The sequence below is a fragment of the Pseudomonas sp. NPDC012596 genome, from assembly GCF_042902325.1.
In the GTDB taxonomy this organism is placed as follows: Bacteria; Pseudomonadota; Gammaproteobacteria; order Pseudomonadales; family Pseudomonadaceae; genus Aquipseudomonas.
In genome coordinates this window covers 37035-61600 of the sequence record NZ_JBIBEB010000020.1, presented here as the reverse complement: position 1 = coordinate 61600, position 24566 = coordinate 37035, and the positions used below count along the sequence as shown (strand labels likewise).

The following is a 24566-nucleotide window of genomic DNA, read 5'->3' as shown; positions in this document are numbered from 1 at the left end:
GCCCTGCCAGGAGGCCGCCATGCCCCGCCACCGTGAACTGAAGATCACCCTCAAGCCCCTGCAGCTGATCCTGTGCGTGGCACTGGGCCTGTGGCTAGGCGCCGTGGCCATCGCCCTGAGCCTGGGGCTTGCCCTGCGTTGGTGGCCCGAGCAGGTGCAACCGGTGGCCCAGGCCGTTGCCCCAGGCATTGCCCAGCCGGCCGCCCCGCCCACGCAACCGCTGGATGCGCAGAACGAGATGTTCGAGCGGTACAAGGACATCCTGCACAAGCAAGAACAGCAACAAGCCGCCGAGGCTGCCCAAGGTAACCCGCGTAACCTCAACAGCCCGAAGTGCCAGTTCTGGCTGTCGCAAAACCGCACCGCGCCGACCGACAAGAGCCAGGCCAACGTGCTGGAGTTCTGTTACTGATCATGGACAAGGCCACGCTGCTCACACGCATCATCGAAGCCCTGGAAACGGACATGGAGGTATTGCGCCGCGCCGCCCAGACCGCCTACGAAACGGCCACCGCCGAAGAGAACATCGCCGAGAACAAGTACGACACCCTAGGCCTGGAAGCCTCCTACCTGGCCACCGGCCAAGCCCGGCGCACCGCCGAGATCCGCCAGGCGCTGCTGACCTACCAGCAGTTGGCCCTGCGCGGCTACGACCCCGCACGCGGCATCCAGATCACCAGCCTGGTGACCCTGGAAGACCAGGACGGCGGCCAGCGGCGGCTGTTTCTGGGGCCAGAGGCAGCTGGGCTGAAGATTGGCGAAGGGCACGGGCTGGTGACGGTCATCACCCCACGCTCGCCATTGGGCCAACAGCTGATGGGCAAGAAGGTCGATGACGAGGTCAACCTGGGTGCTCAGCAGTTGTTCATTGTTGAGGTGCTCTGACCCAGCCCCATCGCGGGCAAGCCTGCACGTTCACCGTTCAACCCCGGTCAACGCATCGAATTTGGCCGCCAACCCGCGCTCGGCAAACTGCTCCTGCACAAAATCGATGAACGCTCGGGTCTTGCCGGGTAGCAGCTTGTGTTCGGCGTAATACAGGCTGATATGCCCATCATCCACATACCAGTCTGGCAACACCCGTTGCAGTTGCCCCGCCTCCAGATAAGGCACGGCAAACGGCAGGCTGACCAAGGCAATGCCCACCCCTTGCTGGGCCACCGCGCAGGCTGCATCCGAGTCGCTCATGGTCATTGCCTGGCGTAACTGCAACGGCTGCTGCGCCTGCCAGCGGCTGGTCAAGGGCCAGGAGCGCACGCGGCCGGTCTGGGGTGAGCGAATAAGGATGCCGGCATGGCGCTGCAGCGCTTGTGGCTCCTTGATCGCATCGTGCCGGGCCAGGTACGCAGGCGCCGCCACCAACACGCGATGTGCCGGCGTCAGCTTACGCGCCACAACCCCCAGCGGCAGTTCGAACCCGCCGCCGATCGCGGCATCGAAGCCCTGGCCGATCAGGTCCACCTGGCGGTTGTCGAAATGCCAGTCCGGGGTAATTGCCGGGTAGCGCCGCAGAAACTCCCCGAGCAACGGCAACACGTACAACCTGCCAAACACGGTACCCATGCTCACCCGCAACAGCCCGGCCGGCTGGCCTTCGGCACTGGCCAGGTTGGCCACGGCATACTGGATGGTGCGAAAGCTGTCGCTGACCTCGCCCAGAAATCGCTGCCCGGCTTCGGTCAGGGTCAGCTTGCGCGTACTACGCTGGAACAGCCGTACACCGAGGCGCGCCTCAAGCTGAGCGACATGTTTGCCCACCGCTGCCGGCGTCAGGCTCAGGCGGCGGGCCGCTTCGGCGAAGCTGCCGACCTCGGCGCTGCGGATGAAACACTCGAGGGCGTTGAAAGATTCCATGGCCATGATTACCAACCAAAGGTTTACTCTGCCAATAGCGATTGCCATCTTATCAGCAGGTAATCATCGGCCGATACTGCGCCCATCCAAGGCATTCGGCCTTGCTTCCAGCAGGAGATCAGCATGTCCAAGCAACTTACTCTCGAAGGCAAAGTCGCCCTGATCCAGGGCGGTTCTCGCGGCATCGGCGCCGCCATCGTGCGCCGCCTGGCCCGCGAAGGCGCCCAGGTTGCCTTCACCTACGCAAGCTCGGAAGGCCCGGCCAACGACCTGGTCGAAGAGGTCAAGGCAGCCGGTGGTCAAGCGCTTGCCTTGCGCGCCGACAGCGCTGACGCCGCAGCCGTGCAACTGGCGGTGGACGACACCGTGAAAGCCTTCGGCCGCCTCGACATCCTGGTCAACAACGCCGGCGTACTGGCCGTGGCACCGCTGGCGGAGTTCGACCTCGCCGACTTCGACCGCACCTTGGCCATCAACGTACGCAGCGTATTTGTCGCCAGCCAGGCCGCCGCCCGCTACATGGGCCAGGGCGGGCGGATCATCAACATCGGCAGCACCAATGCCGAACGCATGCCGTTTGCCGGCGGTGCGCCCTATGCCATGAGCAAGTCGGCGCTGGTCGGCCTCACCAAAGGTATGGCGCGCGACCTGGGGCCACAGGGGATCACCGTGAACAACGTGCAACCAGGCCCGGTGGACACCGACATGAACCCGGCCAGCGGCGAGTTTGCCGAGAGCCTTATCCCGTTGATGGCGATTGGGCGATACGGCCAGGTCGACGAAATTGCCAGCTTCGTGGCCTACCTGGCGGGCCCGGAAGCCGGCTATATCACCGGTGCCAGCCTGACCGCCGACGGTGGTTTCGCTGCCTGACTGAGGAGGTTGCCGGTGCAGGCCTGCGAAACGGCGAGTACCGGCAACCTTTGCGGATAACCTGATAACCCTACGTTGGCGTCATGCCTGGCAGTTCCCGATACTGATTGCCACTGACCACTGCCCGCACGAGATTGCCATGAACGCCCCGAGTTTGAGCCGCGCCCTGATCCTGCTGATGGCCACCGCCACCGGCCTGGCCGTGGCTAGCAACTACTATGCACAGCCATTGCTGCACAGCATCGCCGAACAGTTCGGCCTGAGCACCGCCAGTGCCGGCAGTATCGTCATCGCCGCACAACTCAGCTATGGCGCCGGCCTGCTGCTGCTGGCGCCACTGGGAGACCTGTTCGAGCAACGCCGCCTTATCGTGGTGATGTCGGCGATATCCACCCTGGGCCTGTTGATCAGCGCCTGCGCACCAAACCTGCCATGGTTGCTCCTCGGTACCGCGCTCACCGGCCTTTTCTCGGTGGTGGCGCAAATCCTCGTGCCCATGGCGGCGACCTTGAGCGAGCCGCACCAGCGCGGGCGAGCGGTGGGCACACTGATGAGCGGCCTGCTGCTGGGCATCTTGCTGGCACGCACCGCTGCCGGTTTCATGGCGGAGCTGGGCGGTTGGCGCAGCATCTATGTGCTGGCTGCCGTGCTGATGGCGATCACCGCCTTCGCCCTGTACCGCAGCCTGCCGCAACACCACAGCCACGCTGGGCTGAAGTACCCGGCGCTGATCGGCTCGGTGTTCCGCCTGTTCATCGAGGAGCCGGTGCTGCGGCTGCGTTCGCTGCTGGGGTTGCTGGCATTCAGCCTGTTCGCCCTGTTCTGGACGCCGCTGGCGTTCCTCCTGGCCCGCGAGCCTTACCATTATTCCGACGCGGTAATCGGCCTGTTCGGCCTTGCCGGCGCAGCGGGCGCGCTGTCGGCCAACTGGGCCGGGCGCCTGGCAGACCGCGGCAAGGGCTCGCTGGGCACCACGGTGGGCCTGGTGGCACTGTTGCTGTCATGGGTACCGCTGGGCTTTGCCGAGCACTCACTGGCGGCATTGCTGCTGGGCGTGCTGGTGCTCGACCTGGCCGTTCAACTGGTGCACGTGAGCAACCAGAATGCGGTGATTGCCCTGCGGCCCGAGGCACGTACTCGGCTCAATGCCGGCTACATCACCTGTTATTTCATCGGCGGCGCGCTAGGCTCGTTGCTGGGCACGCAGCTGTTCCAGCATTCAGGCTGGAAGGGCATCGTGGTGGCAGGGTTGCTGATCGGCGCGCTGGCCCTGCTGGTATGGGGTTGGGCCGAACGCAAGCGCAAGCGGCCTGCGAGGGCCTGCACGGCATAGCGCCACACGACCCTCCGTCGCCTGCTCGTTGACTTGCCCGACGTGCCAGCGCTTCAGTAGGTGCTGGCCAAGCCCCTTTCACTGACAGGACGACTCAATGACAAGACTCACGGTGCAATCCGGCGATTTCTTGCAAGGTGAAGGCGAGTATCGCAATGGATCGCTCACACTCAAGACCCCGCGCAGCCCTTCGCCTGGCGAGCGGATTTCCCTTACACGTATCAGCGACCTGCAGCTCGCCAGCCTTGAGACCAGCCGGAGCCTGGGCACTGCACTGGGCTGGGGCGTGGCCGGCGCCCTGGTGGCTGGCCCGGTGGGCCTGCTGGCGGGGCTGTGGCTCGGTGGCAAGGAGGAGGAAGCCACCTTTCTTGCCACGTTCAAGGATGGCCGCAAGCTGATGGCCATCACCGATGGCAAGACCTGGTCAAAGATCGATGACAGCTGGCGCCAGCACCGGCGGCCGGCTAAAGGCGAATAAGCATCTCGGGCGCGCTCTGGGCTGCATGGGCCTGATAAGATGCGGCACTTTTTGTCTGCACCGGCCTCTTCGCGGGCAAGCCCGCTCCTACAGGCATGGCGCCGCCGTTGAAAGCGGTGCCGTGCCTGTAGGAGCGGGCTTGCCCGCGAAGAGGCCGGTGCAATCTCGCCCATCAAGGACCTCGCATGCCCCTGCCCCGCCCCCGCCTGCCCCTGAGCCTGCTCAGCCTGGGCCTGGCCTTGCACAGCCCTCACGGTTTGGCTGACAGCAGTGTCACCCTCGCCCCCGTGCAGGTGTCCGACACCTACGGCAACGAAGGCTATCAGGTGCGCGAGGCCGCAGTAGGCGGGTTCCAGGCCGCACCGCTGCTCGATACCCCGGCATCGGTCAGCGTGTTCAGCCAGCAACTGATCGAAGACCGGCAGGTACGCCAGCTCAGCGAGGTGCTGCAAAGCGACGCCTCGGTCGGCGAAAGTTATGCGCCTATCGGCTACTACGAAAACTTCAACGTCCGCGGCTTCGAACTGAACGCCGCCAGCAGCTACCGCATCAATGGCCAGACCATTGTCGGCGAGCAGAACGTAGCCCTGGAAAACAAGCAGCAGGTCGAACTGCTCAAAGGCTTGTCCGGCCTGCAAAGCGGCGTGTCCGAGCCTGGCGGGTTGATCAACTACGTGACCAAGCGCGCCGAAGATGTACGCAGCGTAACCGTTTCGACCAACGAGCAGGGCGAGCGCTACCTGGCCACCGACCTGGGCGGCTGGTTCGGCAGCGAACGGCAGTTCGGCCTGCGCGCCAACCTCGCCCATGAGGACATCCGCTCGTACGTCGACCATGCCGATGGCAAGCGCGACTTCGCATCCCTGGCCTTCGACTGGCAGATCAGCGCCGATGCCACCCTGCAACTGGATGCCGAATACCAGCACCGCGAGCAGCGCTCGGTGCCGGGCTATCAACTGCTGGGCGGCAGCGAAGTGCCGCACGGCATCGACCCCGATGACAGGCTGGCCTATCAGCACTGGGCCAAGCCTGTGCAGAACGATTCGCTGAACCTGGGCGGACGCTTCCAGTACCGCTTCAACGATAACTGGAGCGGCACGCTCAGCGCCTCGCGCAGCCACGTGGTGATCGATGACTACAGCGCGTTTGCCTGGGGCAGCGAAGGTGGCTGGCAGTCGCACTTCAGCCCGCAAGGCGACTACGACATCTATGATTTCCGCAGCCCTGATGACACCCGCCGCACGGACGAGGCGCAGGCCATGCTCAACGGCCGTTTCGATGCCCTTGGCGTAAGCCACGAACTGACGGCCGGCAGCAGCGCCCAACGACGCACTCTGGACCAGCGCCCCTACTACAACGAGTGGGTCGGCAGCGGCAACATCTACACCGGCGCGCCTGCCGTGGCCCCTTCGGACAAGCCCGTTGGCAGTAGCGAGCGGCGCCTGGACAGCCGCCAGTACGGCCTGTTCGTCAGCGACCGCATCACCTTGAACGAGCACTGGCAAGCCGTGCTTGGCGCCCGTGAAGTGCGCCTGGACGAAAAAACCTGGGACGAGAACGGCGTGGCCGGGCGCCACACCCGGCAATATCAGCTGCTGCCCAATGCCGCACTGATCTACAAACCGCGCCTGGACACCACCCTGTACGCCAGCTACTCGAAGGGTTTGTCGGCCGGGGGCACCGCCCCTTGGTTTGCCAGCAACGCTGCCGAAATCCTCGCCCCCACCCTGTCGCAGCAACTTGAGCTGGGCATCAAGCGCGACTGGCAAGGCATGAGCTTCAGCGCCGCGCTGTTTCAGATCCGCCAGGCCTATCAGTACGCCCGCCCGCAAGGCGATGGCCGTTTCACCTACGTGCAGCAAGGCCAGCAGAAGAACATCGGCCTGGAGCTGGGTGCCAGCGGCTGGGTGACCTCGAACCTGCAGGTCCAGGCCAGCGCCGCAGCGATTCGCGCACGGGTCAAGAACAGTGGTACCGATGCCTACGAGGACCATCAGGCGATCAACGTGCCGCGCCTGCGTGCCGCCCTGCAAGCCGACTACAGCCTGCCGGTCCCTGGCCTGGCACTGCTTGGCGGCGCGCGCTACAGCGCCAGCAAGTATGCGAGCCAGGCGGGGAATGTCGAGGTGGGTGGGTATACGGTGTTCGATGTCGGTACCCGGTATCGCACGCGTGTGGGTGGCTATGAGACGGTGCTGCGGCTGACCGTGGATAACCTGTTCGACAAGCGCTACTGGCGGGATGTGGGCGATTACCTGGGGGACAACTACCTGTTCCAGGGGGCGCCGAGGACGGCGCGGCTGTCGGCGTCGGTGAGTTTCTGAGGTCTGCGGGGCCGCTTTGCGGCCCATTCGCGGGGCAAGCCCGCTCCCACAGATGCTCTGCTGACCTTGGACGCGGCCCCTACTACCCCTGAAACAAAAAGCCCCCGAACTTTGCAGTTCGGGGGCTTTTCGCAGAATGTGGCGGTGAAGAAGGGATTTGAACCCTTGATACGATTTCTCGTATACACACTTTCCAGGCGTGCTCCTTCGACCACTCGGACACTTCACCGTTTTCTCTTCAAGGCATTCACCCTGTCGAGGCGCGCTAATTTAGTGGAAGAGCTTTACCTTGGCAAGCATTTTTTTCAGTTTTTTCATGCATTTAAGCCAAACCGATAAAAACCCGAGGTTGTCAGGGCAATGCTGCCAATCTCGCCTGCGCTTTTACGGGCTGGCAACGCTCTACCCCGGTGCGCAAAGGCGTTCAGCCCTGCTACTGACTGGCCAGTCAGCCTTGCTGCTTTACCTGGCCTACGGCGCTGGGTAACGTCATCGTCACGCCACCTAAAGGACTCTGCCATGAGCGAGCTGATTACCTACCATGCCGAAGACGGCATCGCCACCCTGACCCTGAACAACGGCAAGGTCAACGCCATCTCGCCGGATGTCATCGACGCGTTCAATGCCGCCCTCGATCGCGCCAAGGACGAACGGGCCGTAGTGATCATCACTGGCCAGCCGGGCATCCTGTCCGGCGGCTACGACCTTAAAGTGATGACGGCCGGGCCGAAGGAAGCAGTCAGCCTGGTCACCGCCGGTTCCACCCTGGCCCGTCGCCTGCTTTCGCACCCGTTTCCGGTGATTGTCGCCTGCCCGGGCAACGCGGTGGCCAAAGGGGCCTTCCTGTTGTTGTCGGCCGACTACCGTATCGGTGTCGAAGGGCCTTACAAGATCTGCCTGAACGAGGTCCAGATCGGCATGACCATGCACCATGCCGGTATCGAACTGGCCCGCGACCGCTTGAGCCGCGCGGCCTTCCAGCGCTCGGTGAACAATGCCGAGATCTTTGACCCGCAGGGTGCGGTAGAGGCCGGCTTTCTCGACAAGGTGGTACCGGCCGAGCAACTGCAGGACACCGCCCTGGCTGCGGCGCGTGAACTGAAGAAGCTGAACATGCTGGCGCACAAGAACACCAAGTTGAAAGTGCGCAAAGGGCTGCTGGATGTGCTGGACAAGGCCATCGAGCTGGATCAGGAGCATATGGGCTGACGGTACCGGCCCCATCGCCGGCAAGCCAGCTCCTACAGGCGTAGCGTGCTTGCGCCTTAATGCGGCCGGCTTGCCGGCGATAGCGCCATCAGCCACAACACCAGGGTTTGCCCAACACAGTGCACAACCGTACACTGCACCGCGACCGTCTGGTGTGAGTCATACCATGCTTTACTGCCTTCGCATGCTCCTGCTGGGGCTGCACTTCCTGCTGGTTGGGGTCATTGGCCTGCTCATCGGGCTGCTGCGCCCGTTCAACCGTGACAACAGCCGCCTCTTCGCCCGCCTCTACAGCCTGCCAGCCACCTGGCTGATGCGCATCAAGGTCAAGGCCGAGGTCGGCCCGCTGTGGGACCAGCCGCCCGGCTGCGTGATCGTCGCCAACCACCAGTCCAACTTCGATCTGTTCATCCTCGGCCACGTGGTGCCGCAACGCACGGTCGCCATCGGCAAGAAAAGCCTGGGCTGGATCCCACTGTTCGGGCAGCTGTTCTGGCTGGGCGGCAATGTGCTGATCGACCGCAAGAACGCCTACCAGGCGCGCAGGGCGATGCAGGTGACTACCCGCATCCTGCGCGACGACACCTCGATCTGGATCTTCCCCGAGGGCACGCGCAACCCCGAACAACAGCTGCTGGCGTTCAAGAAGGGGGCCTTCCATATGGCCATCGACGCAGGCGTGCCGATCGTACCGGTGTGCGTCAGCCGCTATGCCCGGCGCCTGAGCCTGAACCGCTGGCGCCAGCGCATGGTGGTGGTGCGTTCGCTGCCCCCGATCGCTACAGCCGGGCTTACCCAGCAGGACCTGCCGGCGTTGATCGAGCAGTGCCGCGGGCAGATGCAACAGTGCATCGACCGCATGGAAGGTGAGTTGCCTCAGCCGTAGGTTGCCCTCCTACGCTATACAGCCCAAGCTGTAACCCGTGTTCAACCGGACAAGTGGATTACCATGGGTCGAGTCGTGGCATCGGCGGTGTACAGCGCCGGCAGAAAGGTCACCAACATCAGCATTGACCAAGGCAGCGAGTGGGCGCAAAAGCCAGGGCATTTCGTCTGGATTGGCTTGGAAGAGCCCAACGCCGAAGAACTGGCCAACCTGCAGCGCCAGTTCAACCTGCACGAACTGGCCATCGAGGACGCGCTGGAGAAGCACAGCCGGCCGAAGCTTGAAACCTTCGGTGATGCGCTATTCATCGTCACCTACTCGCCCGTGCGCCATGAGGGCAAGCTGGAATTCATCGAGACCCACATCTTCGCCGGCAATGGCTACATCATCACCTGCCGCAATGGCCACTCGAAATCCTACGCCCTGGTGCGCCAGCGCTGCGAAGCGCGGCCGCTGCTGCTGGAACACGGCGAAGACTTCGTGCTGTATGCCTTGCTCGACTTCGTTACGGAAAATTACCAGCCCGTCAGCGAAGCCATACATGGCGAGATCGAGGAGCTGGAACAGAGCGTACTCAGCGGCTCGCTGCTCGAAGAGGACATTCGTCGCCTGCACGGCCTGCGCCGCGACATCCTGCGCCTGCGCCGCTATGTGGCACCGATGGTGGAGGTGAGCGAGGAGCTGCAGCGCCTGAGCTTCCCGTTCATCGACAAGAACATGCGCCCGTACTTTCGCGACGTGCAGATCCACGTGACGCGGCAGATGGAAGACTTGTCCGGGATCCGCGACATTGCCAGCCAGACCATCGAGATCGGCATGTTGCTGGAGTCTTCCCGGCAAAGCCTGGTGCAGCGCAAATTTGCAGCGTGGGCGGCGATCCTGGCCTTCCCTACGGCAATTGCGGGGATTTACGGGATGAACTTCCAGAACATGCCTGAGCTGAGCTGGAACTACGGCTACTTCGCGGTGCTGGGGGTGATTGGGCTGGGCTGTGCGGGGTTGTTCGCGAGCTTCAAGAAATCGGGCTGGCTGTAAAGTCTCGGGGCCGCGCTGCGGCCCTTTCGCGACGCGAAGCCGCCCCTGCAGGAGCGCCTCTGTCAGCAGGCTGCAACGCGGCCCATCAGGCTCAGGCAGCGCTACCGTTCGACTTGGCCGGTTGCTGCACGAAACGCATCATCCACTCCCCGACCAGGTCGCCCTGATGCTCGGTGGCCAGGCTCGCCACTGCCTTGTGGTAAACCTCATCCCCCAGGTACTCCTGGCGCGCATCGAGCAGTGCCCGCGAGTAATCATGGACGAACTCCGGGTGGCCCTGGAAGCACAGCACCTGGTCACGAATGTGGTAGGCCGCATTCGGGCAGAAATCACTCGAGGCAATCACCGTGGCGCCTTCCGGCAGCTCGGTCACTTGGTCCTGATGGCTGATCAGCAGAGTCAGCTCGGAAACCTCCGGGTCCATCCAGGGGGCATGCGCCGCCAGTGAATAGCGGTGAATGCCTACCCCCCAGCCCTTGTCGGCGCGCTCGGCCTTGCCACCCAGCGTCAACGCCAGCAACTGATGACCAAAACAGACGCCCAACAGTTTCTCGCCACGCTCGTAGAGCTTTAGCAGGTAGGCCTTGAGGGTCTGGATCCACGCGTCTGTGCCAAACGAATCAGCCTTGCTACCGGTTACCAGGTAGGCGTCAAAGCGTTCGTCATCGGCGGGATAGTCGCCGTTCATCACGTTGTACACACAAAACTCGGCTGCGATCGGCTGCCGCGAGAAGAGCTGCTCGAACATCCTTCCGTAGCCCTGGTACTGCGCGGTCAACTCCGGTCGCAGGACATCGGTTTCAAGGATGCAGATGCGTAACGACATAGGGATAGTCCTGAACGACATGAGTGGGAATCTGCTGTAGAGACTGACGCGAAAGACCCGTACAAGCAAGTAGGCTGCACTGACGAACGGTCACATTTTGTCGGGTTGTGACGGGGGTATCCGCAGCCGTCTAGCCAGAGCGTGTCAGCGAGCTGGCCCATGGCCTCATAGCAGATGGCGATTGCTTATCACAGTTGTTAGAACAAAGCGTTCTGAAACATGGATAACGTTCGCCCTACTGTTGGTTGTATATCGATTTTAAGAGGTAAGCAGTACGGGCGTGAATCACGCCACGGTGATCGACCCGAAGCGCGACAGGGAAGCCAACGGGTATTCAGGAATAACAACAAGAAGGCGGTCCGCCATGTTCAGACAATCGAAACTTCGCCAAGCTGGGCTCATTTTATTTGCCACGACCTTGCTGCTGATCCTGCCAAACCTCACACGTTTGTTCGGATGACGGTGGCTGTGGCCTTTACGGGCATTGCACAGGTAACCTGCCGGCCATGACGGTCGGAGATTGCCCATGCGCCCCTGCTTTGCCCTGCTAGCCCTTCTATTCAGCCTGCCGCTGCAGGCAGCGCAACTGCACCTGGAGTTGGGGAGCCTGTCGCGCCAGTGGGACAGCGCGCAGCTGCTGAGCCTGCCGCAGGCACGCGAGATCAGTGTCGATCAGGACGTTTCCTACAAACGGCCCATGCGCTATCGCGCCGTCCCATTGGCCACGCTGCTGCAGGGCATCAAAGCGGATGACCATCTGCAAGCCGTCGCGCTGGACGGCTTTGCTGCCGAAATGCCCGCAGCACCGCTGCTGCAGGATGGCCCGGCACGCGCCTGGCTGGCCATTGAGGAGCCGACAAAACCGTGGCCGGCGCTGGGCAAGGGCAAGCCAAGCGCCGGGCCGTTCTACCTGGTTTGGACCGACCCGCAGGCTAGCGGCATCCGGCCCGAGCAATGGCCCTTTCAAATCGCCACGATCCGCCGCCTGGCCGCCGTCGAGGCTCGCTTCCCCGCCCTGCTACCCGATCCGAAGCTGGCTACCGATGACCCGGTGCGCCAAGGCTTTGCCCTGTTCCAACAGAACTGCCTGGCCTGCCATCGGCTAAACGGCGCAGGGGACGCGCAGTTCGGGCCAGACCTGAATGTGCCGCACAACCCGACTGAGTATTTCCAGCCTGGGTTCTTGCGCCAGTACATTCGCAACCCGCAGAGCTTGCGGCAATGGCCGCAGGCGCGCATGCCTGGCTTTGCCGAAAGCGTGTTGAGTGAGCAGGAACTGGATGCGCTGCTGGCTTATTTGAAACATATGGCTGGGCGCAGGCCTTGAGAATGACGACGCCATTTTCGTGGGTAAACCCGCACTCACAGGCACACAACAGCACTCATGGCCGGTGATGCACCTGTGACAGCGGGTTTATCGGCGTAACAGATACCGCGAAAGGCTCAGGCCCTCGGCCGCTCTTGCTTGACGCCCCACCCCTCTACTTCACCGCCATAGGGTGAAACGACCTGCTCGAAGGCTTCTTCAAAGTCACCGATACCACCGTAGGTGGCATACATGATCTTGCTCAGTTCCAGGTGCCACGCACCATCATCCCGTTCACGCACCTGAGCATTGAGTGACTCGCCGCGAAACTGCCCGGCCGCTCTTCGCGCGCCGGCTTCATCTGGAAATACCGCGTAGAACTCGATGGGATGGATCTGGCTGAAGTCAAAACCGCCTGCTTTCATCTGGCGCAGGACATTGCTGCTGATATCGTCGTGGCTGCTCATGAATCGTCCTCCCGAATAACGCAATGGATAGACTTTCCGTGCACTACGCACCCGCCGGCATGGCCGGGCAGATCGAGCTGATGCAAGACGCGAATGGAACAGGTGCAGCCCCGCAGAACAGGCCAACACCTCCCTGCAGCGTAGTGCCTGCAAGGGCACCACGCCAACTTGCGGGTCAGGAAGCTTCTTGAATGCGGGTGATGATCACGCCGTTCTGCTCTTTGAGCCAGCGTGCAGTGGGCGACGGGGCGCGGTCCTGGAAGTCGTTGAGGTCCAACTCGTCCATGACGGGGAATAGATGCGAACGAATGGCGCGGGCCGCTTCCTCCTCGCTAGGGCACTGCTCACCGAGCAGTACCAGCGTGGTTGGCTCGCCTTTCTGGTCAGCAAAAATGACTTCCCACTCTTTCATCGAATAGCCCTCTCAAGCAGAGAACATCGGGTGTGATGCCTGTAAATGCTTGACCGTGGGCGGAGGGATTTGTTCAGTCAGTTGCAGCCAGTGGTGGGCTCATCGCCGGCAAGCCGGCTCTCACAGGGCCCCACTGTTCGTTGGTTCAGTGGCCTACCTGGGGGAGCCGGCTTGCCGGCGATGGGTTCAGTTACTTAGGTGTGCCGTGCACCACACCCGCCGTGTTGTCCAGCAGGCTCTTGGTCGCCGTCTGGATGTAGGCCTCGAGCTGCTTGAGCATCTGCGGCTGGTCCGGGCTTTCGATCAGCTCGGCCTTGAACTCGCTGCCCAGCTGGTAGCGGTACATGCGCGGGGTCATGTCCTTGGACTCGATGAGGATGCGGTCACCCTGCACCAAGCCCACGATCTGCTCGCTGCCCGACGGTTTGATCATGCCCACGCCTTGGTCGCCCTCAGGCAGGTTGAGCAGGTCGCGGCCCCAGCACTGGTGGCGCGCCTGGCCACCGAGCCGGCCCATGATGGTCGGGACGATGTCGACCTGGGTACCGACAGTGTGGTTGAGCGCACCGAACTTCTCCTGGATACCCGGGGCAATCAGCAGCAGTGGCACGTTGAAGCGACCCAGGTCGAGTTCGGTGACCTGCTGGTGGTTGCCGAAACCGTGGTCGCCGACGATGACGAACAGGGTGTCCTTGAAGTACGGCTCCTTGCGCGCCTTCTCGAAGAACTGGCCCAGCGCCCAGTCGGAATAGCGCATGGCGGTGAGGTGCTCGTCCAGGCGGCCCTGGCCGGTGACCTTCTCTACCGGCAGGTCCTTGGGCAGTGCATACGGCGTGTGGTTGGACAGCGTCTGCAGCAGTGCGTAGATCGGCTTCTTGCCATCGTGCTTGGCCAGCTCCTCGTTACCACGGTCGAACATGTCCTGGTCGGACACGCCCCAGGTTGGGTCGGAGAACACCGGGTTGACGAAGTCGTTACGGCCGATGAAGGTGGTCATGCCCTGGTTGCCGAAGAACCCGGACTGGTTGTCCCAGGCAAAATCGCCGTTGTAGACGTACACATCATCGTAGTCACGGGCGCTGAGCAGCGCTGGCAGGCCGGACAGCTTGTGGCCGCCTTCCGGGGTCTGCATCAGGTATTCGAAACCTGGCAGGTTGGGGAAGCAGGCCATGGTGGCGAACATGCCCTGGTGGGTATGCGTGCCGTTGGAGAAGAAGCGGTCGAACAACAGCCCTTCTTTTGCCAGCTTGTCGAAGTACGGGGTGATGTTGTTCGGGCTGCCCAGTGCGCCTACCGAATGGCCGGCGAAGCTCTCCATGAGGATCACCACGACGTTCTTGATCGGCAGGGTACGCTCGGCCGGCGGCACGAAGTCACGGCGGATGGCGGCCTCGTCTGCGTCAACCAGGGTGTCGTGCGGGGTCAGCAGCTGCTCACGCACGGTCTGCGTGGCGAGGTTCTGCTCCAATACCGGCTTCCAGATGTTGGCGCGGTCTTCGCCGAAGCGGCTCTTCGCGGCATCGATCAGGGTCAGGGTACCGTTCAGGCCCAGTTGGTTGACGAAGTTGGAATCGGTGGTGAAGGCATCACCCCAACGCATCGGCGGGCCTTGGCGCAAGGTGCCACGGGCGGCAACCACGGCCACCAGCAGAATCACCATGAACACCGCCAGGCGGTTGTACCACGGCGCCACGTGCTGCAGCCCATTACCACGGGTCAGGCGGTCGATGCCCTTGAACAGCAGGCTCAGCAGCCAGGTGCCGAACAGCCACGCCAGCAGGTAGCGGACTACCGGGAAGCCGTACCAGAGCATGCTCATTACGGTTTTCGGGTCTTCCTTGATGTACTGGAAGACCAGGCCGTTGAGGCGTTGGTGGAACTCGCGGTAGAAGTCCATTTCCATCAGGCCGAGGAACATCACCACGCTCGAGGTGATGGTCAGCCAGAAGCGGAACAGGCCGCGCTGGGCCATGGCCCAAGGGCTCAGGATGGCCAGCAGCAGCGGAATGCTCAGGTACACCACCACCCGCAGGTCGAAGCGCAAACCGTTGAGGAAGCCCTCTGCGACCGTCGAGTAAGGGGTGTCGCCGATCATGTCGCTGTTGTAGACCAGCAGTGCCAGGCGAACCAGGCTGAGCATCAACATGATCACCAGGCCGCTTAGCAGCGTGTAGGCCAGGTGCGATTTCAAGGTCGGCGAAAAAGCTCGCGCGCCCTGTTGCTTCAAGGCATCCGTGTTAGCCATGAATGGGGAGATCCTAGGATTGCGTGTTTGCGGGGATGGCGCCGGCGCTAGACCAACGCAGCATTGTGCGGGTGCGGATTCTGTTTAAACCAATGTGAAAATTTTGTCACGGGGCTGTTGCTGATTTTGTCCGTGCCAGCAAAGTGCCCCTACCCGATCCGCACATTCCCCCTGGGCCCTGCGATCGCCCAGATCACCAGCCCGATCACCGGCAGCAAGGCGATCAGCAGAATCCACAGCACCTTGACCCCGACCTCCCTGCCACTCTTGATCACATTGAGGATTGCCCAGATGTCCAGGGCCAGAATGATCAGGCCAACCAGGCCGTTGAAAGTGGAACCCATGCCCAAACTCCCGTTGAAGGTGCATGCTGCACAGCATAGCCAGCTATCACGTCGATAGAAGGGAATCCTTGGCCTGCCCCACAGGTCACTGGATAAACTGCAGTTATTCATCGATTCGAGGTTCGCATGCCCCCAGCCCATACCCAAAGCGCTGCCCAACCCTCTTTGCTGAGCGCCTGGCGGCAACAGGTGGTGAACACCCCATGGCTCAGCGCGGGCCTTGGGGTCAGCCTGCTGGCGGTGATCGTGCTGCTGGCGGCAAGCTTCTGGAACGCCATCAATGGCGACCATGCCGACAACCTGCACCTGGCGCTGCTGGGCGGTTTGTCCGGCTTTGGCGCCACGGCGCTGGGCGCGGTGCTGGCGGTAGTGCTGCGGGATGTCAGCGCGCGCAGCCAGGATGTAATGCTGGGCTTTGCTGCCGGCATGATGCTTGCCGCCAGTTCGTTCTCGTTGATACTGCCGGGCCTGGATGCGGCCCGCGAGATCACCGGCAGTGGCCCGGCTGCGGCCTTTACCGTGGTGCTGGGCATGGCCCTGGGCGTGCTGCTGATGCTCGGCCTGGACCGCTTCACCCCGCACGAACATGAAAGCACGGGCCCGTGCGGCCCCGAGGCGGAACGCATTAGCCGGGTGTGGCTGTTCGTGCTGGCGATCACCCTGCACAACCTGCCCGAGGGCATGGCGATTGGGGTGAGCTTCGCCAACGGTGACATGAACATCGGCCTGCCGCTGACCAGTGCCATTGCCATTCAGGACATCCCCGAAGGCCTGGCCGTGGCCCTGGCCTTGCGTGCAACCGGGTTGTCGAATTTAAAAGCAGCGCTGGTGGCAGTCGGTTCGGGGCTGATGGAACCGCTGGGCGCGGTGATCGGCTTGGGGATTTCCACTGGTTTTGCGCTGGCCTACCCGATCAGCATGGGGCTGGCGGCGGGAGCGATGATCTTCGTGGTGTCCCACGAGGTGATTCCCGAAACCCACCGTAATGGTCACCAGACGTCGGCGACCCTGGGCCTGATGGGCGGGTTTGCGGTGATGATGTTCCTGGATACGGCGCTGAGCTGATTGGTACAGTGGCTGCACTGGCCCTATCGCCGGCAAGCCGGCTCCCACTGGGGTATCACCGTCCTCAGGTTCGGTGGGGTCGGCGTGGGAGCCGGCTTGCCGGCGATAGGGCCAGTGCTGACAACCTGACTTCAGACGTGAACTGCGACCTTCAAGGCCTCCAGGGCCGGCTCAACCTTGATCCCCAGCTCGCTGCCCAACTCCAGCACGCGCGCCAGGTCGTTCTGGCCCACCATCACCACCTGCAGCTCGTCGTCGAGCAACTGGCTGAAGTTGAGCAGCACATAACCGCCGGCCTCTTTGTTCAAGGCGCCCATCTGCACCTGAATGCGATTCAACGCCGTCAGCGGCTCGGTACGCGCCAGCTGCTTGGGCTTGAGGTTGAACGGCACGCTCTTGTCGAACGAGTCACTGATCTGCTGGAACAGGTCCTGATAGCTGTCGGCCTGGAACACCACGGTGTCCGGCAGGCTGCCAAGCACAACCCACTCGCCCAGCGGGATCGGGAAGCTGTCGTCGTAGTTGATGTCCGGGTTGGCGGCAAGGAAGGTGGCGGGGTCGGCGTAGGCCTGGGCGGCTTCGTCGGCAATGCGCTCGATGTCTTCATCGCGCATGCAGCCGGCGGCGATGAGGCTGATGAATTCGAGCAACTGGTTTTTCATGAAGGGGGCCTGCGGCGGGTGAAAAGTCGCCTAGGATAGCCGCAAACGCCCCCCGACGGTTAGCCGGCCAGCGCCTGCAGGCGTGCAGCGGTGTCCGCAGCCCCCATGGTTTGCGCCGCCATCAGTGCGGTGGCGCCGCGCGCATCCTGGCGTGCCGGGTCGGCCCCTGCAGCCAGCAGGTACTCGAGGATCTCACTGCGGTTGAACATGGCCGCCAGCATCAGCGCAGTACGCCCGTCCTGTGCTGCGGCATCCACCGGCACGCCGTTTTCCAGCAGCAGGCGGATCATCGCCAGGTCGCCCTTGAACGCGGCGCCGGCGATTGGCAACTGGCCGTTGTCATTGGCGAGCAAGGGGTCGGCCCCATGGGCAAGCAGCACGGATACCGCCTGGTGGTGGCCGTGGTAACTGGCCAGCATCAGCAAGGTATCGCCCTTGTGGTTGCGCAGGTTGGCCGGCAACCCACTGGCCAAAAGGCGCTCGAGCATTTGCCAATCGCCTTGGCGGGCCCGCTCGAAAACCTGCTCGGCAAACGCTGCGGTTTCTTCATCGGTCATGGCGGCGGGAGCGGGTTGGTCGGACATCTTGAACCTCCTGGCAGAAAAGATTGCCTAATTGTTTGTCAGGCCTGCTTAGCGGGTCAAAGGTTCAGATTCTATGAGGCTGATAGGCATTGCCCGCCTCGTGCAAATTGCATTGTGCAAAATGCACGACCATGCAGCCTGCACGGTAACCCCTCTTGAAAATTATTACAAACCACTGATTTAAAAGGACTTTTACAGAACATCAGGATTGGCACGGTCACTGCAACCATCAACTCACGTCTGCCCACACATTCAGTCAGGAGTTGATATGGACCTCATCCAGGAAAAGTTCGTCTCGGTGTTCTCGGCCTACCAGGTCACCACCCAGCCTCGCCCAGATGGCGGTGTCCTGCTGACCCTGCGCGCCGCTGACGGCAAGGTCACCCGCCGCGTGTTGACCTACGGGCAACTGCATAGCGCCGAGCAGCTGTCCTGGGCGATCAGCGCGATTCGCCGTGACCTGGCCGAGCAGGCCAGTGAGCTGCCGGTGATCACCATGTTGCAGAGCCAGCAGCGGTTTGCCCTGCCGACCTATCGCTAAGGTTTGTCTGCACCGGCCTGCACGTGGGCGAGCCCGCTGCCACAGGTACTGCATTGCCCATAGGGATGGCGGGGTACCTGTAGCGGCAGGGGGTTGGCCCACGTGGGGCCGGAGCGGACACTAAAACTCGTCCATCCCTGCGTACAGCCGAGCCGTTGCATCACCGGTAAACGTCGCGAGTGCGCCTCTCTCGTTGGCGAATACACGCAAGGCCAGGCAGAACGGATTGTCCCCCAGGTCCAGCCAGCGCGGGCTGCCTGCCGGTATCACCAACTGATCCCCCTTCTCACACAGCACCGCATACACATACTCGCCCAAGCGCAGCCCGACTTGTACGCGGCCTGTCACCACGGCCAACACCTCATCAGCGTCATGCACATGCTCATCGCGCATGTCGACAGCCGAAGGCTCGGCACCGTCGCGGTTGAGCACGCTGAAGGCTTTGCTGCCCTGGGCGGTCATCAGTTGGTCGAGGTATTCACGGCACGTATCCAGCACTTCTTCCTGAGCACTGCCAGGGCGCACCCGCAGCGCCAGCGGGGTGTGGGTGAAACGCACGCCCTGCTCGGCCAAGGTGGCGGCGATATCGTCGTGGTGGGTCAGCACCTTGTTCGGCAAGGCCGGGCTGGACGGGTGGAAAACACAGAGGATGCTCATCAGCGGCGGGTCCTGGTCGGTTTCGAACGGGTGGCAATGATAACGGCTGCCGCCAGCGCTGCGGCGCTGGCCATACCAAAGGTGAAGGTCGGGCCCAGCAATTTCCAGCTATAGCCTGAATACAAGGCACCCAGCGCACCACCGGTACCCGACAGCGCAGCGTACAAGGCCTGGCCCTGACCTTGCTGGCGAGCGCCGAAGGTGGCCTGGACGAACGCGATGGAGGCGGCATGGAAGCAGCCGAACGTGGCCGCATGCAACAACTGAGCGAAGATCAGCACGCCCGGGTGATCCGCCAGGTTACCCAACAGCAGCCAGCGCAGTGCCGCCAGCAGAAAGCTCACCAACAGCACCTGCTGCACGCTGAACCGCGTGAAGATCCGGCTCATGGCCATGAACATCAGCACCTCGGCCACCACCCCCAGCGCCCAAAACAGGCCAATCGCGCCGCGGCTGTAGCCCAGGTGTTCCAGGTGCAAGGTGAGGAAGGTGTAGTACGGCCCGTGGCTGAGTTGCATCAGGGCCACGCAAATGTAAAAGGCCACCACCCCAGGTGCCATCAACTGGCGCAGGAAGCCCCCCGCCTGGCGGTGCTCGCCCTGTTCCACTGGCTGGGCGTTGGGCACCCAGAGGCTGGCGGCGACGATGCCGGCCATGATGGTCACCAGGGCAACCGGGTAGATGTCCAGGCTCAACCACTCGAACAGGCGGCCCAACCCGACCACGGCCAGGATGAAACCGATCGAGCCCCAGAGCCGCACCTGGCTGTAGCGCCCGGTCTGGCCGTGCAGGTGGGCCAGGGTGATGACCTCGAATTGCGGTAGCACCGCGTGCCAGAAGAACGCGTGCAAGGCCATCACCAGCGCGAGCCAGGCATAGCTCTTGCCGAAGAAGATCAGCGAGAAGGTGGCCAGGGTACACAGAGCGCCCAGGCGTACGATCAGCAGCCGCTGGCCACTGCGGTCACCCAGCCAGCCCCACAGGTTGGGGGCGATGCAGCGCATCAGCATGGGGATCGCCACCAGCTCGCCGATGCGCGCCGGGGGGAAGCCGAGGTGGTCGAAGTACAGAGCGAGGAATGGGGCCGTCGAGCCCAACAGGGCGAAATAGAAGAGATAGAAGCTGGACAGGCGCCAGTAAGGGATCGAGGACATGGGGGGCTCCGCCAGGAGGGTTGTTGCCTGGACCGGCCCTTCGCGGGCAAGCCCGCTCCTACAAGGGCGACGCGATCCCTGTAGGAGCGGGTTTACCCGCGATGAGGCCGGTACAGACGATTCAAAGCTGGCGAAGCACCGGAGTACCGACCTTCACATCCGCATTCTGCCCACGGTGACGCAGCAGGTGATCCATCAGCACGATGGCCATCATCGCCTCGGCAATCGGCGTGGCGCGGATACCCACGCAAGGGTCATGACGGCCCTTGGTGATCACTTCGACCGGGTTGCCGTCGACGTCAATGGAGCGGCCCGGCACGGTAATGCTGGAGGTTGGCTTGAGCGCAAGGTGGGCAACGATCGGCTGGCCCGAGCTGATGCCTCCCAGAATGCCGCCCGCATTGTTGCTGAGGAAGCCTTCCGGGGTCATTTCGTCGCGGTGTTCGGTGCCGCGCTGGGCGATGCTGGCGAAGCCCGCGCCGATTTCCACGCCCTTGACCGCGTTGATGCTCATCAGCGCATGTGCAAGCTCCGCGTCGAGGCGGTCGAAGATCGGTTCGCCCAGGCCCGGCATTACGCCCTCGGCGACGACGGTGATCTTCGCGCCGACCGAGTCCTGGTCACGGCGCAGTTGGTCCATGTAGGCCTCAAGCTCTGGCACCTTGGAGGGGTCAGGGCTGAAGAAGGCGTTTTCCTCTACCGAATCCCAGCTCTTGAACGGGATTTCGATCGGGCCCAGCTGGCTCATGTAGCCGCGCACCCGGATACCCTGGGTGGCCAGGTACTTCTTGGCGATGGCGCCAGCGGCCACGCGCATGGCAGTCTCGCGCGCCGAGCTGCGCCCGCCGCCGCGGTAGTCGCGCTCACCATACTTGTGGTGGTAGGTGTAGTCGGCGTGGGCCGGGCGGAACAGGTCCTTGATTGCCGAATAGTCCTTGGACTTCTGGTCGGTGTTGCGAATCAACAGGCCGATCGAGCAACCGGTGGTGCGGCCTTCGAACACGCCGGAGAGGATCTCCACTTCGTCGGCTTCCTGGCGCTGGGTGGTGTGCCGGCTGGTGCCGGGCTTGCGCCGGTCGAGGTCGTGCTGCAGGTCGGCGAGCGAGATTTCCAGGCCCGGAGGGCAGCCATCGACAATGGCGACCAACGCCGGGCCATGGCTTTCGCCAGCGGTGGTGACAGTGAACAGCTTGCCGTAGGTATTGCCGGACATGGACGCTCCGCGAGTCTGCCTGAGGTGAACGAGGCGGCCAGTATACGGAAAATTTCATCAGGAATGGTCGTCTGCACCGGCCCCTTCGCCGAACCTTCCCGCAGACATTGGGTCAAACTGCCATCTCCCCACGAAGTACCCCAATGATGTCGCGCTTCGTCGCTTTGCTGTTCCTGCTGTTCACCGGCCTTGCCCAGGCCGCCGCACCCACCGTGCTGCAACGCCCCATCGACCTCGACACCGGCCAGGGCGTGCTGCATGGCAGCCTGCTGTTGCCGCAACAGGCCACCCCGCCGCCGGTGGTGTTGATCATCGCCGGCTCCGGCCCCACCGACCGCGATGGCAACAACCCGGCCTCGGGGCGTATCGACAACCTCAAGCGCCTGGCCCTGCTGCTGGCCAACGAGCACATCGCCAGCGTGCGTTACGACAAACGCGGGGTGGCCGCCAGCCAGCCGGCCACCCCCGATGAACGCAACCTCAGTGTCGAACGCTACGTCGCCGATGTCGTGGCCTGGAGCCGCAAGCTCAAGGCCGACCCACGCTTCGGCCCGCTGATCCTGGTCGGCCACAGCGAAGGCGCCTTGATCGCCAGCCTGGCCGCCGAGCAGGCCGGCGCCAGTGCGGTGATCACCCTGGCCGGCAGTGGCAGGCCTATGGCAGACGTGTTGCGCGAACAACTGGCACGGCGCATGCCACCCGCACAGCTGGCCCGCAGCAGCGCCCTGCTCGACCGCCTGCAGGCCGGGCAGACCACCCTGGACGTTCCGGCGCCTCTGCGCCAGGTGTTCCGCCCCAGCGTGCAGCCCTACCTCATTTCGCTGTTTCAGCAGGACCCGGCTCAAGCCTTCGCCCGCCTGCCCATGCCCGCGCTGATCGTCCAGGGCCGCAACGACATCCAGGTGGACGTGGCCGACGCCGAGCGCCTCAAGGCAGCGAAGCCCGATGCGCAGTTGGTGCTGATCGACGGCATGAACCATGTGCTGCGCATCAGCCCCAAGGCCATGAGCCAGCAACGCGACAGCTACCTCAACCCGGAATTGCCACTGGCCCGAGAGCTGGGTGAGCGCGTGGTGACGTTCATTCACCAGCTACCCTCGGCGTAAGGCGCTCGCCGCACAATGGCCTCAGGTCCTGGCCGATACGGCCGATAAGCTCGGTATTGGCCAGTATTTGAGACCGCCTTGATGACCGATGCCCCCGCCGCCGTAGAGCCGGCCGAAGAGCCGCAAGCCACGGACAGCGCCGCGCTGCCGTGGGCCGACCTTGCTGTCGAACATTTCCAGTTGCTGCGCCTGGCGCCGCTGCCTACCGACCGCAACAGCGGCGCGCGGCCGCTGCGCTTCGTCGAGTTCGGCCATGCCGAACGGCATGACAAGGCGCACAGCCTGTTGCGCATGGAGATCCGCCTGCCAGGGCAGAACGTGCGCAAGGAGCAGAACCTGCTTGATGTGCGTGTCGATCACGCCGAACGGCTGGTCAGCATTGGCAGCGAAAACGGCCTGCAACTGGAACCCCTGAACCGCGGCCTTGGCCGCTTCATGATGGCCCAGGCCGTGCAGTGGCTGCAGCGCAAGTGGTCGCACTACCGAGTCGAGGGGATGGCGCTGCCGAACAAGGATGCGTTGAACGAAGACACGCGCCTGCGCCGCGACCGGTTCATCGGCGCCACTGGCATCGAAGTCGAGTACGCCGACCCGCAGCACCTGAAAGGCCGCACGGTCGAGACCACGGTCGGCCAGCTCAAGGCTGGCTGGAACAGCGAGAAGGTGCAACGGGTTGGCATCCTCGATGCCGCCGGCATGCTGCAGCAGGCCGAGCAGAACCTGCTGGAGAAGGAAGCACAACTGCGCGAGCGCGATGAGCGGGTGGCCAAGTACCGGCGCGAAGACGGCGGGTTACGCTTTACCATCACCTGCCTGGTGGCGTTTGCGGTGTTCCAGGCGGGGCTGCTGATCTGGATTGCCACCCGCTAGCAACCCGGGGCCGCATGGCGGCCCCAAGCCCCCGAATCAGACCCGCGCCTTGAACAGCTCCTGGTGCTGCCGGCATTGCTCCGCCGTCAGCATGAACACGCCGTGCCCGCCGCGCTCGAACTCAAGCCAGGCAAAGTCGACTTCAGGGTACAGCGCCTCGACATGCACCTGGCTGTTGCCCACCTCGACGATCAGCAAGCCCTTGTCGGTCAGGTGCTCGGCCGCCTCGGCGAGCATGCGCCGCACCAGGTCCAGGCCATCGTTGCCACAGGCCAGGCCCATCTCCGGCTCGTGGTGATACTCGGCCGGCATGTCGCCGAAATCCTCGGCATCGACATACGGCGGGTTGGACAGGATCAGGTCGAAACGCTGCCCCGGCAGGCCGGCAAAACCGTCACCCTGGACGGTGAACACGCGCTCGTCGAGGCCATGGCGCTCGATGTTCTGGTTGGCCACTTCAAGCGCTTCGAAGGACAGGTCGGCCAACACCACCTCGGCCTGCGGGAACACCTCGGCAGCGACGATCCCGATGCAGCCGGAGCCCGTGCACAGGTCGAGGATGCGCGCCGGCTCGTTGGCCAACCAGGGCTCGAAGCGCTTTTCGATCAGCTCGCCGATCGGCGAACGGGGTACCAGCACGCGTTCGTCGACGATGAACGACATGCCGCAGAACCACGCCTCGCCCAGCAGGTAGGCGGTCGGCACGCGGTCTTCGATGCGGCGCTTGAGCAGGTGCTGCAGGCGTACGCGCTCGTCGTCCTCGAGCTGGCAGTCCAGGTAGCTGTCGGCTACCTCCCATGGCAGATGCACGGCGCCCAGCACCAACAGGCGGGCTTCATCCCAGGCATTGTCGGCACCGTGGCCGAAAAACAGCTCGTGCTCGTGGAAGCGGCTGACCGCCCAGCGGATATGGTCGCGCAGCGTGCGCAGACGAGATGTGATCACGGGGTACTCCTAATTCAGACCGTACAAAAGTCTAACAGCCCACACCGCACATTTGTTGCCGCGGATCGCCCTGCGGGTAGCCACAGGCCAGTAACTACGCTGGATGCGATGTCAACCATTCCCATTGGCGCCAAGGCAAGGGAGAATAGGTATACAAAAGCCCTTCCAAGGAGCCAT

The 24566-nt window shown here is 63.4% G+C and carries 26 protein-coding genes and 1 tRNA gene; 14 read left to right on the top strand and 13 right to left on the bottom strand.

Annotated elements, in window-relative coordinates:
• The first annotated feature begins 19 nt into the window (after positions 1-19).
• Both ACFY68_RS21695 and ACFY68_RS21690 read left to right on the top strand, forming a co-directional pair.
• Positions 20-412, top strand: a complete 393-nt coding sequence (locus tag ACFY68_RS21695; RefSeq protein ID WP_387531572.1) for a hypothetical protein — start codon at positions 20-22, stop codon at positions 410-412.
• 2 nt (positions 413-414) lie between these two features.
• Entirely contained in the window at positions 415-885 is a 471-nt protein-coding gene (locus ACFY68_RS21690) for a GreA/GreB family elongation factor (protein ID WP_387531569.1), read from the top strand.
• Between the two features lie 30 nt (positions 886-915).
• Here ACFY68_RS21690 and ACFY68_RS21685 read toward each other — a convergent pair whose 3' ends face one another.
• Entirely contained in the window at positions 916-1860 is a 945-nt protein-coding gene (locus tag ACFY68_RS21685; RefSeq protein ID WP_387531566.1) for a LysR family transcriptional regulator, read from the bottom strand.
• Between the two features lie 117 nt (positions 1861-1977).
• On the opposite strand from ACFY68_RS21685, the gene ACFY68_RS21680 reads away from it, so the two are divergent.
• The 4 genes from ACFY68_RS21680 (at position 1978) to ACFY68_RS21665 (ending at position 6862) form a co-directional block, all read left to right on the top strand.
• Complete coding sequence (locus tag ACFY68_RS21680; RefSeq protein WP_346614996.1) at positions 1978-2727, top strand: 3-oxoacyl-ACP reductase family protein; 750 nt, start codon at positions 1978-1980, stop codon at positions 2725-2727.
• A 139-nt stretch (positions 2728-2866) separates the two neighbouring features.
• The gene (locus tag ACFY68_RS21675) at positions 2867-4060 is read left to right on the top strand and encodes an MFS transporter (protein WP_387531563.1); all 1194 of its coding nucleotides are present in this window, start codon (positions 2867-2869) and stop codon (positions 4058-4060) included.
• A 97-nt stretch (positions 4061-4157) separates the two neighbouring features.
• Positions 4158-4538, top strand: coding sequence for a hypothetical protein (locus tag ACFY68_RS21670; protein ID WP_387531561.1), 381 nt, complete (start codon positions 4158-4160; stop codon positions 4536-4538).
• A 185-nt stretch (positions 4539-4723) separates the two neighbouring features.
• Positions 4724-6862, top strand: a complete 2139-nt coding sequence (locus tag ACFY68_RS21665) for a TonB-dependent siderophore receptor (protein WP_387531559.1) — start codon at positions 4724-4726, stop codon at positions 6860-6862.
• 139 nt (positions 6863-7001) lie between these two features.
• On the opposite strand, the gene ACFY68_RS21660 is transcribed toward ACFY68_RS21665, so the two are convergent.
• Positions 7002-7091, bottom strand: a tRNA-Ser gene (locus ACFY68_RS21660).
• A gap of 290 nt (positions 7092-7381) precedes the next feature.
• Between ACFY68_RS21660 and ACFY68_RS21655 the strand changes: the two genes are divergently transcribed.
• The 3 genes from ACFY68_RS21655 (at position 7382) to ACFY68_RS21645 (ending at position 9992) form a co-directional block, all read left to right on the top strand.
• Complete coding sequence (locus tag ACFY68_RS21655; RefSeq protein WP_387531556.1) at positions 7382-8071, top strand: crotonase/enoyl-CoA hydratase family protein; 690 nt, start codon at positions 7382-7384, stop codon at positions 8069-8071.
• 166 nt (positions 8072-8237) lie between these two features.
• Positions 8238-8957, top strand: coding sequence for a lysophospholipid acyltransferase family protein (locus tag ACFY68_RS21650; RefSeq protein WP_387531553.1), 720 nt, complete (start codon positions 8238-8240; stop codon positions 8955-8957).
• Positions 8958-9020: 63 nt separating this feature from the next.
• Positions 9021-9992 (top strand): magnesium and cobalt transport protein CorA, encoded by a 972-nt coding sequence (locus ACFY68_RS21645; RefSeq protein ID WP_387531550.1) that lies wholly within the window; start codon positions 9021-9023, stop codon positions 9990-9992.
• A 91-nt stretch (positions 9993-10083) separates the two neighbouring features.
• Here the strand turns inward: ACFY68_RS21645 and ACFY68_RS21640 are convergent, their stop codons facing one another.
• Positions 10084-10818, bottom strand: a complete 735-nt coding sequence (locus ACFY68_RS21640; RefSeq protein ID WP_387531548.1) for an amidotransferase — start codon at positions 10816-10818, stop codon at positions 10084-10086.
• A gap of 526 nt (positions 10819-11344) precedes the next feature.
• Between ACFY68_RS21640 and ACFY68_RS21635 the strand changes: the two genes are divergently transcribed.
• Entirely contained in the window at positions 11345-12145 is an 801-nt protein-coding gene (locus tag ACFY68_RS21635; RefSeq protein WP_387531545.1) for a c-type cytochrome, read from the top strand.
• Positions 12146-12261: 116 nt separating this feature from the next.
• Here ACFY68_RS21635 and ACFY68_RS21630 read toward each other — a convergent pair whose 3' ends face one another.
• The 4 genes from ACFY68_RS21630 to ACFY68_RS21615 all read right to left on the bottom strand — a co-directional run bounded on the left by ACFY68_RS21630 (position 12262) and on the right by ACFY68_RS21615 (position 15592).
• Entirely contained in the window at positions 12262-12591 is a 330-nt protein-coding gene (locus ACFY68_RS21630; RefSeq protein WP_346614987.1) for a ribonuclease E inhibitor RraB, read from the bottom strand.
• A gap of 175 nt (positions 12592-12766) precedes the next feature.
• Positions 12767-13003 (bottom strand): hypothetical protein, encoded by a 237-nt coding sequence (locus ACFY68_RS21625; protein WP_387531542.1) that lies wholly within the window; start codon positions 13001-13003, stop codon positions 12767-12769.
• 190 nt (positions 13004-13193) lie between these two features.
• Positions 13194-15248, bottom strand: a complete 2055-nt coding sequence (locus ACFY68_RS21620; RefSeq protein WP_387531539.1) for an LTA synthase family protein — start codon at positions 15246-15248, stop codon at positions 13194-13196.
• Between the two features lie 149 nt (positions 15249-15397).
• Entirely contained in the window at positions 15398-15592 is a 195-nt protein-coding gene (locus ACFY68_RS21615) for a PLD nuclease N-terminal domain-containing protein (RefSeq protein ID WP_346614984.1), read from the bottom strand.
• Between the two features lie 126 nt (positions 15593-15718).
• Between ACFY68_RS21615 and ACFY68_RS21610 the strand changes: the two genes are divergently transcribed.
• Positions 15719-16657: a ZIP family metal transporter gene (locus ACFY68_RS21610; RefSeq protein ID WP_387531536.1), complete on the top strand. Its 939-nt coding sequence runs from the start codon at positions 15719-15721 to the stop codon at positions 16655-16657.
• Between the two features lie 131 nt (positions 16658-16788).
• On the opposite strand, the gene ACFY68_RS21605 is transcribed toward ACFY68_RS21610, so the two are convergent.
• Positions 16789-17319 (bottom strand): hypothetical protein, encoded by a 531-nt coding sequence (locus ACFY68_RS21605; protein WP_387531533.1) that lies wholly within the window; start codon positions 17317-17319, stop codon positions 16789-16791.
• Positions 17320-17378: 59 nt separating this feature from the next.
• Positions 17379-17903, bottom strand: a complete 525-nt coding sequence (locus tag ACFY68_RS21600; protein WP_387531530.1) for an ankyrin repeat domain-containing protein — start codon at positions 17901-17903, stop codon at positions 17379-17381.
• A 268-nt stretch (positions 17904-18171) separates the two neighbouring features.
• Between ACFY68_RS21600 and ACFY68_RS21595 the strand changes: the two genes are divergently transcribed.
• The gene (locus ACFY68_RS21595; RefSeq protein WP_346614980.1) at positions 18172-18444 is read left to right on the top strand and encodes a DUF3509 domain-containing protein; all 273 of its coding nucleotides are present in this window, start codon (positions 18172-18174) and stop codon (positions 18442-18444) included.
• A 120-nt stretch (positions 18445-18564) separates the two neighbouring features.
• On the opposite strand, the gene ACFY68_RS21590 is transcribed toward ACFY68_RS21595, so the two are convergent.
• The 3 genes from ACFY68_RS21590 to aroC all read right to left on the bottom strand — a co-directional run bounded on the left by ACFY68_RS21590 (position 18565) and on the right by aroC (position 21468).
• Positions 18565-19101, bottom strand: a complete 537-nt coding sequence (locus ACFY68_RS21590) for an oxidase (RefSeq protein WP_387531526.1) — start codon at positions 19099-19101, stop codon at positions 18565-18567.
• Positions 19101-20255, bottom strand: a complete 1155-nt coding sequence (locus ACFY68_RS21585; RefSeq protein ID WP_387531523.1) for an MFS transporter — start codon at positions 20253-20255, stop codon at positions 19101-19103. Before ACFY68_RS21585 ends, ACFY68_RS21590 begins: the two co-directional genes overlap by 1 nt.
• 121 nt (positions 20256-20376) lie before the next feature.
• Positions 20377-21468 carry a chorismate synthase gene (aroC, locus tag ACFY68_RS21580; RefSeq protein WP_387531520.1) on the bottom strand — a complete coding sequence of 364 codons (1092 nt, stop codon included), beginning with the start codon at positions 21466-21468 and terminating at the stop codon, positions 20377-20379.
• A 143-nt stretch (positions 21469-21611) separates the two neighbouring features.
• Between aroC and ACFY68_RS21575 the strand changes: the two genes are divergently transcribed.
• Both ACFY68_RS21575 and ACFY68_RS21570 read left to right on the top strand, forming a co-directional pair.
• A complete protein-coding gene (locus ACFY68_RS21575) occupies positions 21612-22574 on the top strand; it encodes an alpha/beta fold hydrolase (RefSeq protein WP_346614976.1) in 963 nt (320 codons plus the stop codon).
• An 81-nt stretch (positions 22575-22655) separates the two neighbouring features.
• The gene (locus ACFY68_RS21570; RefSeq protein WP_387531517.1) at positions 22656-23444 is read left to right on the top strand and encodes a hypothetical protein; all 789 of its coding nucleotides are present in this window, start codon (positions 22656-22658) and stop codon (positions 23442-23444) included.
• A gap of 36 nt (positions 23445-23480) precedes the next feature.
• Here ACFY68_RS21570 and prmB read toward each other — a convergent pair whose 3' ends face one another.
• Positions 23481-24389 (bottom strand): 50S ribosomal protein L3 N(5)-glutamine methyltransferase, encoded by a 909-nt coding sequence (gene prmB, locus ACFY68_RS21565; protein ID WP_346614974.1) that lies wholly within the window; start codon positions 24387-24389, stop codon positions 23481-23483.
• Positions 24390-24566: the final 177 nt, after the last annotated feature.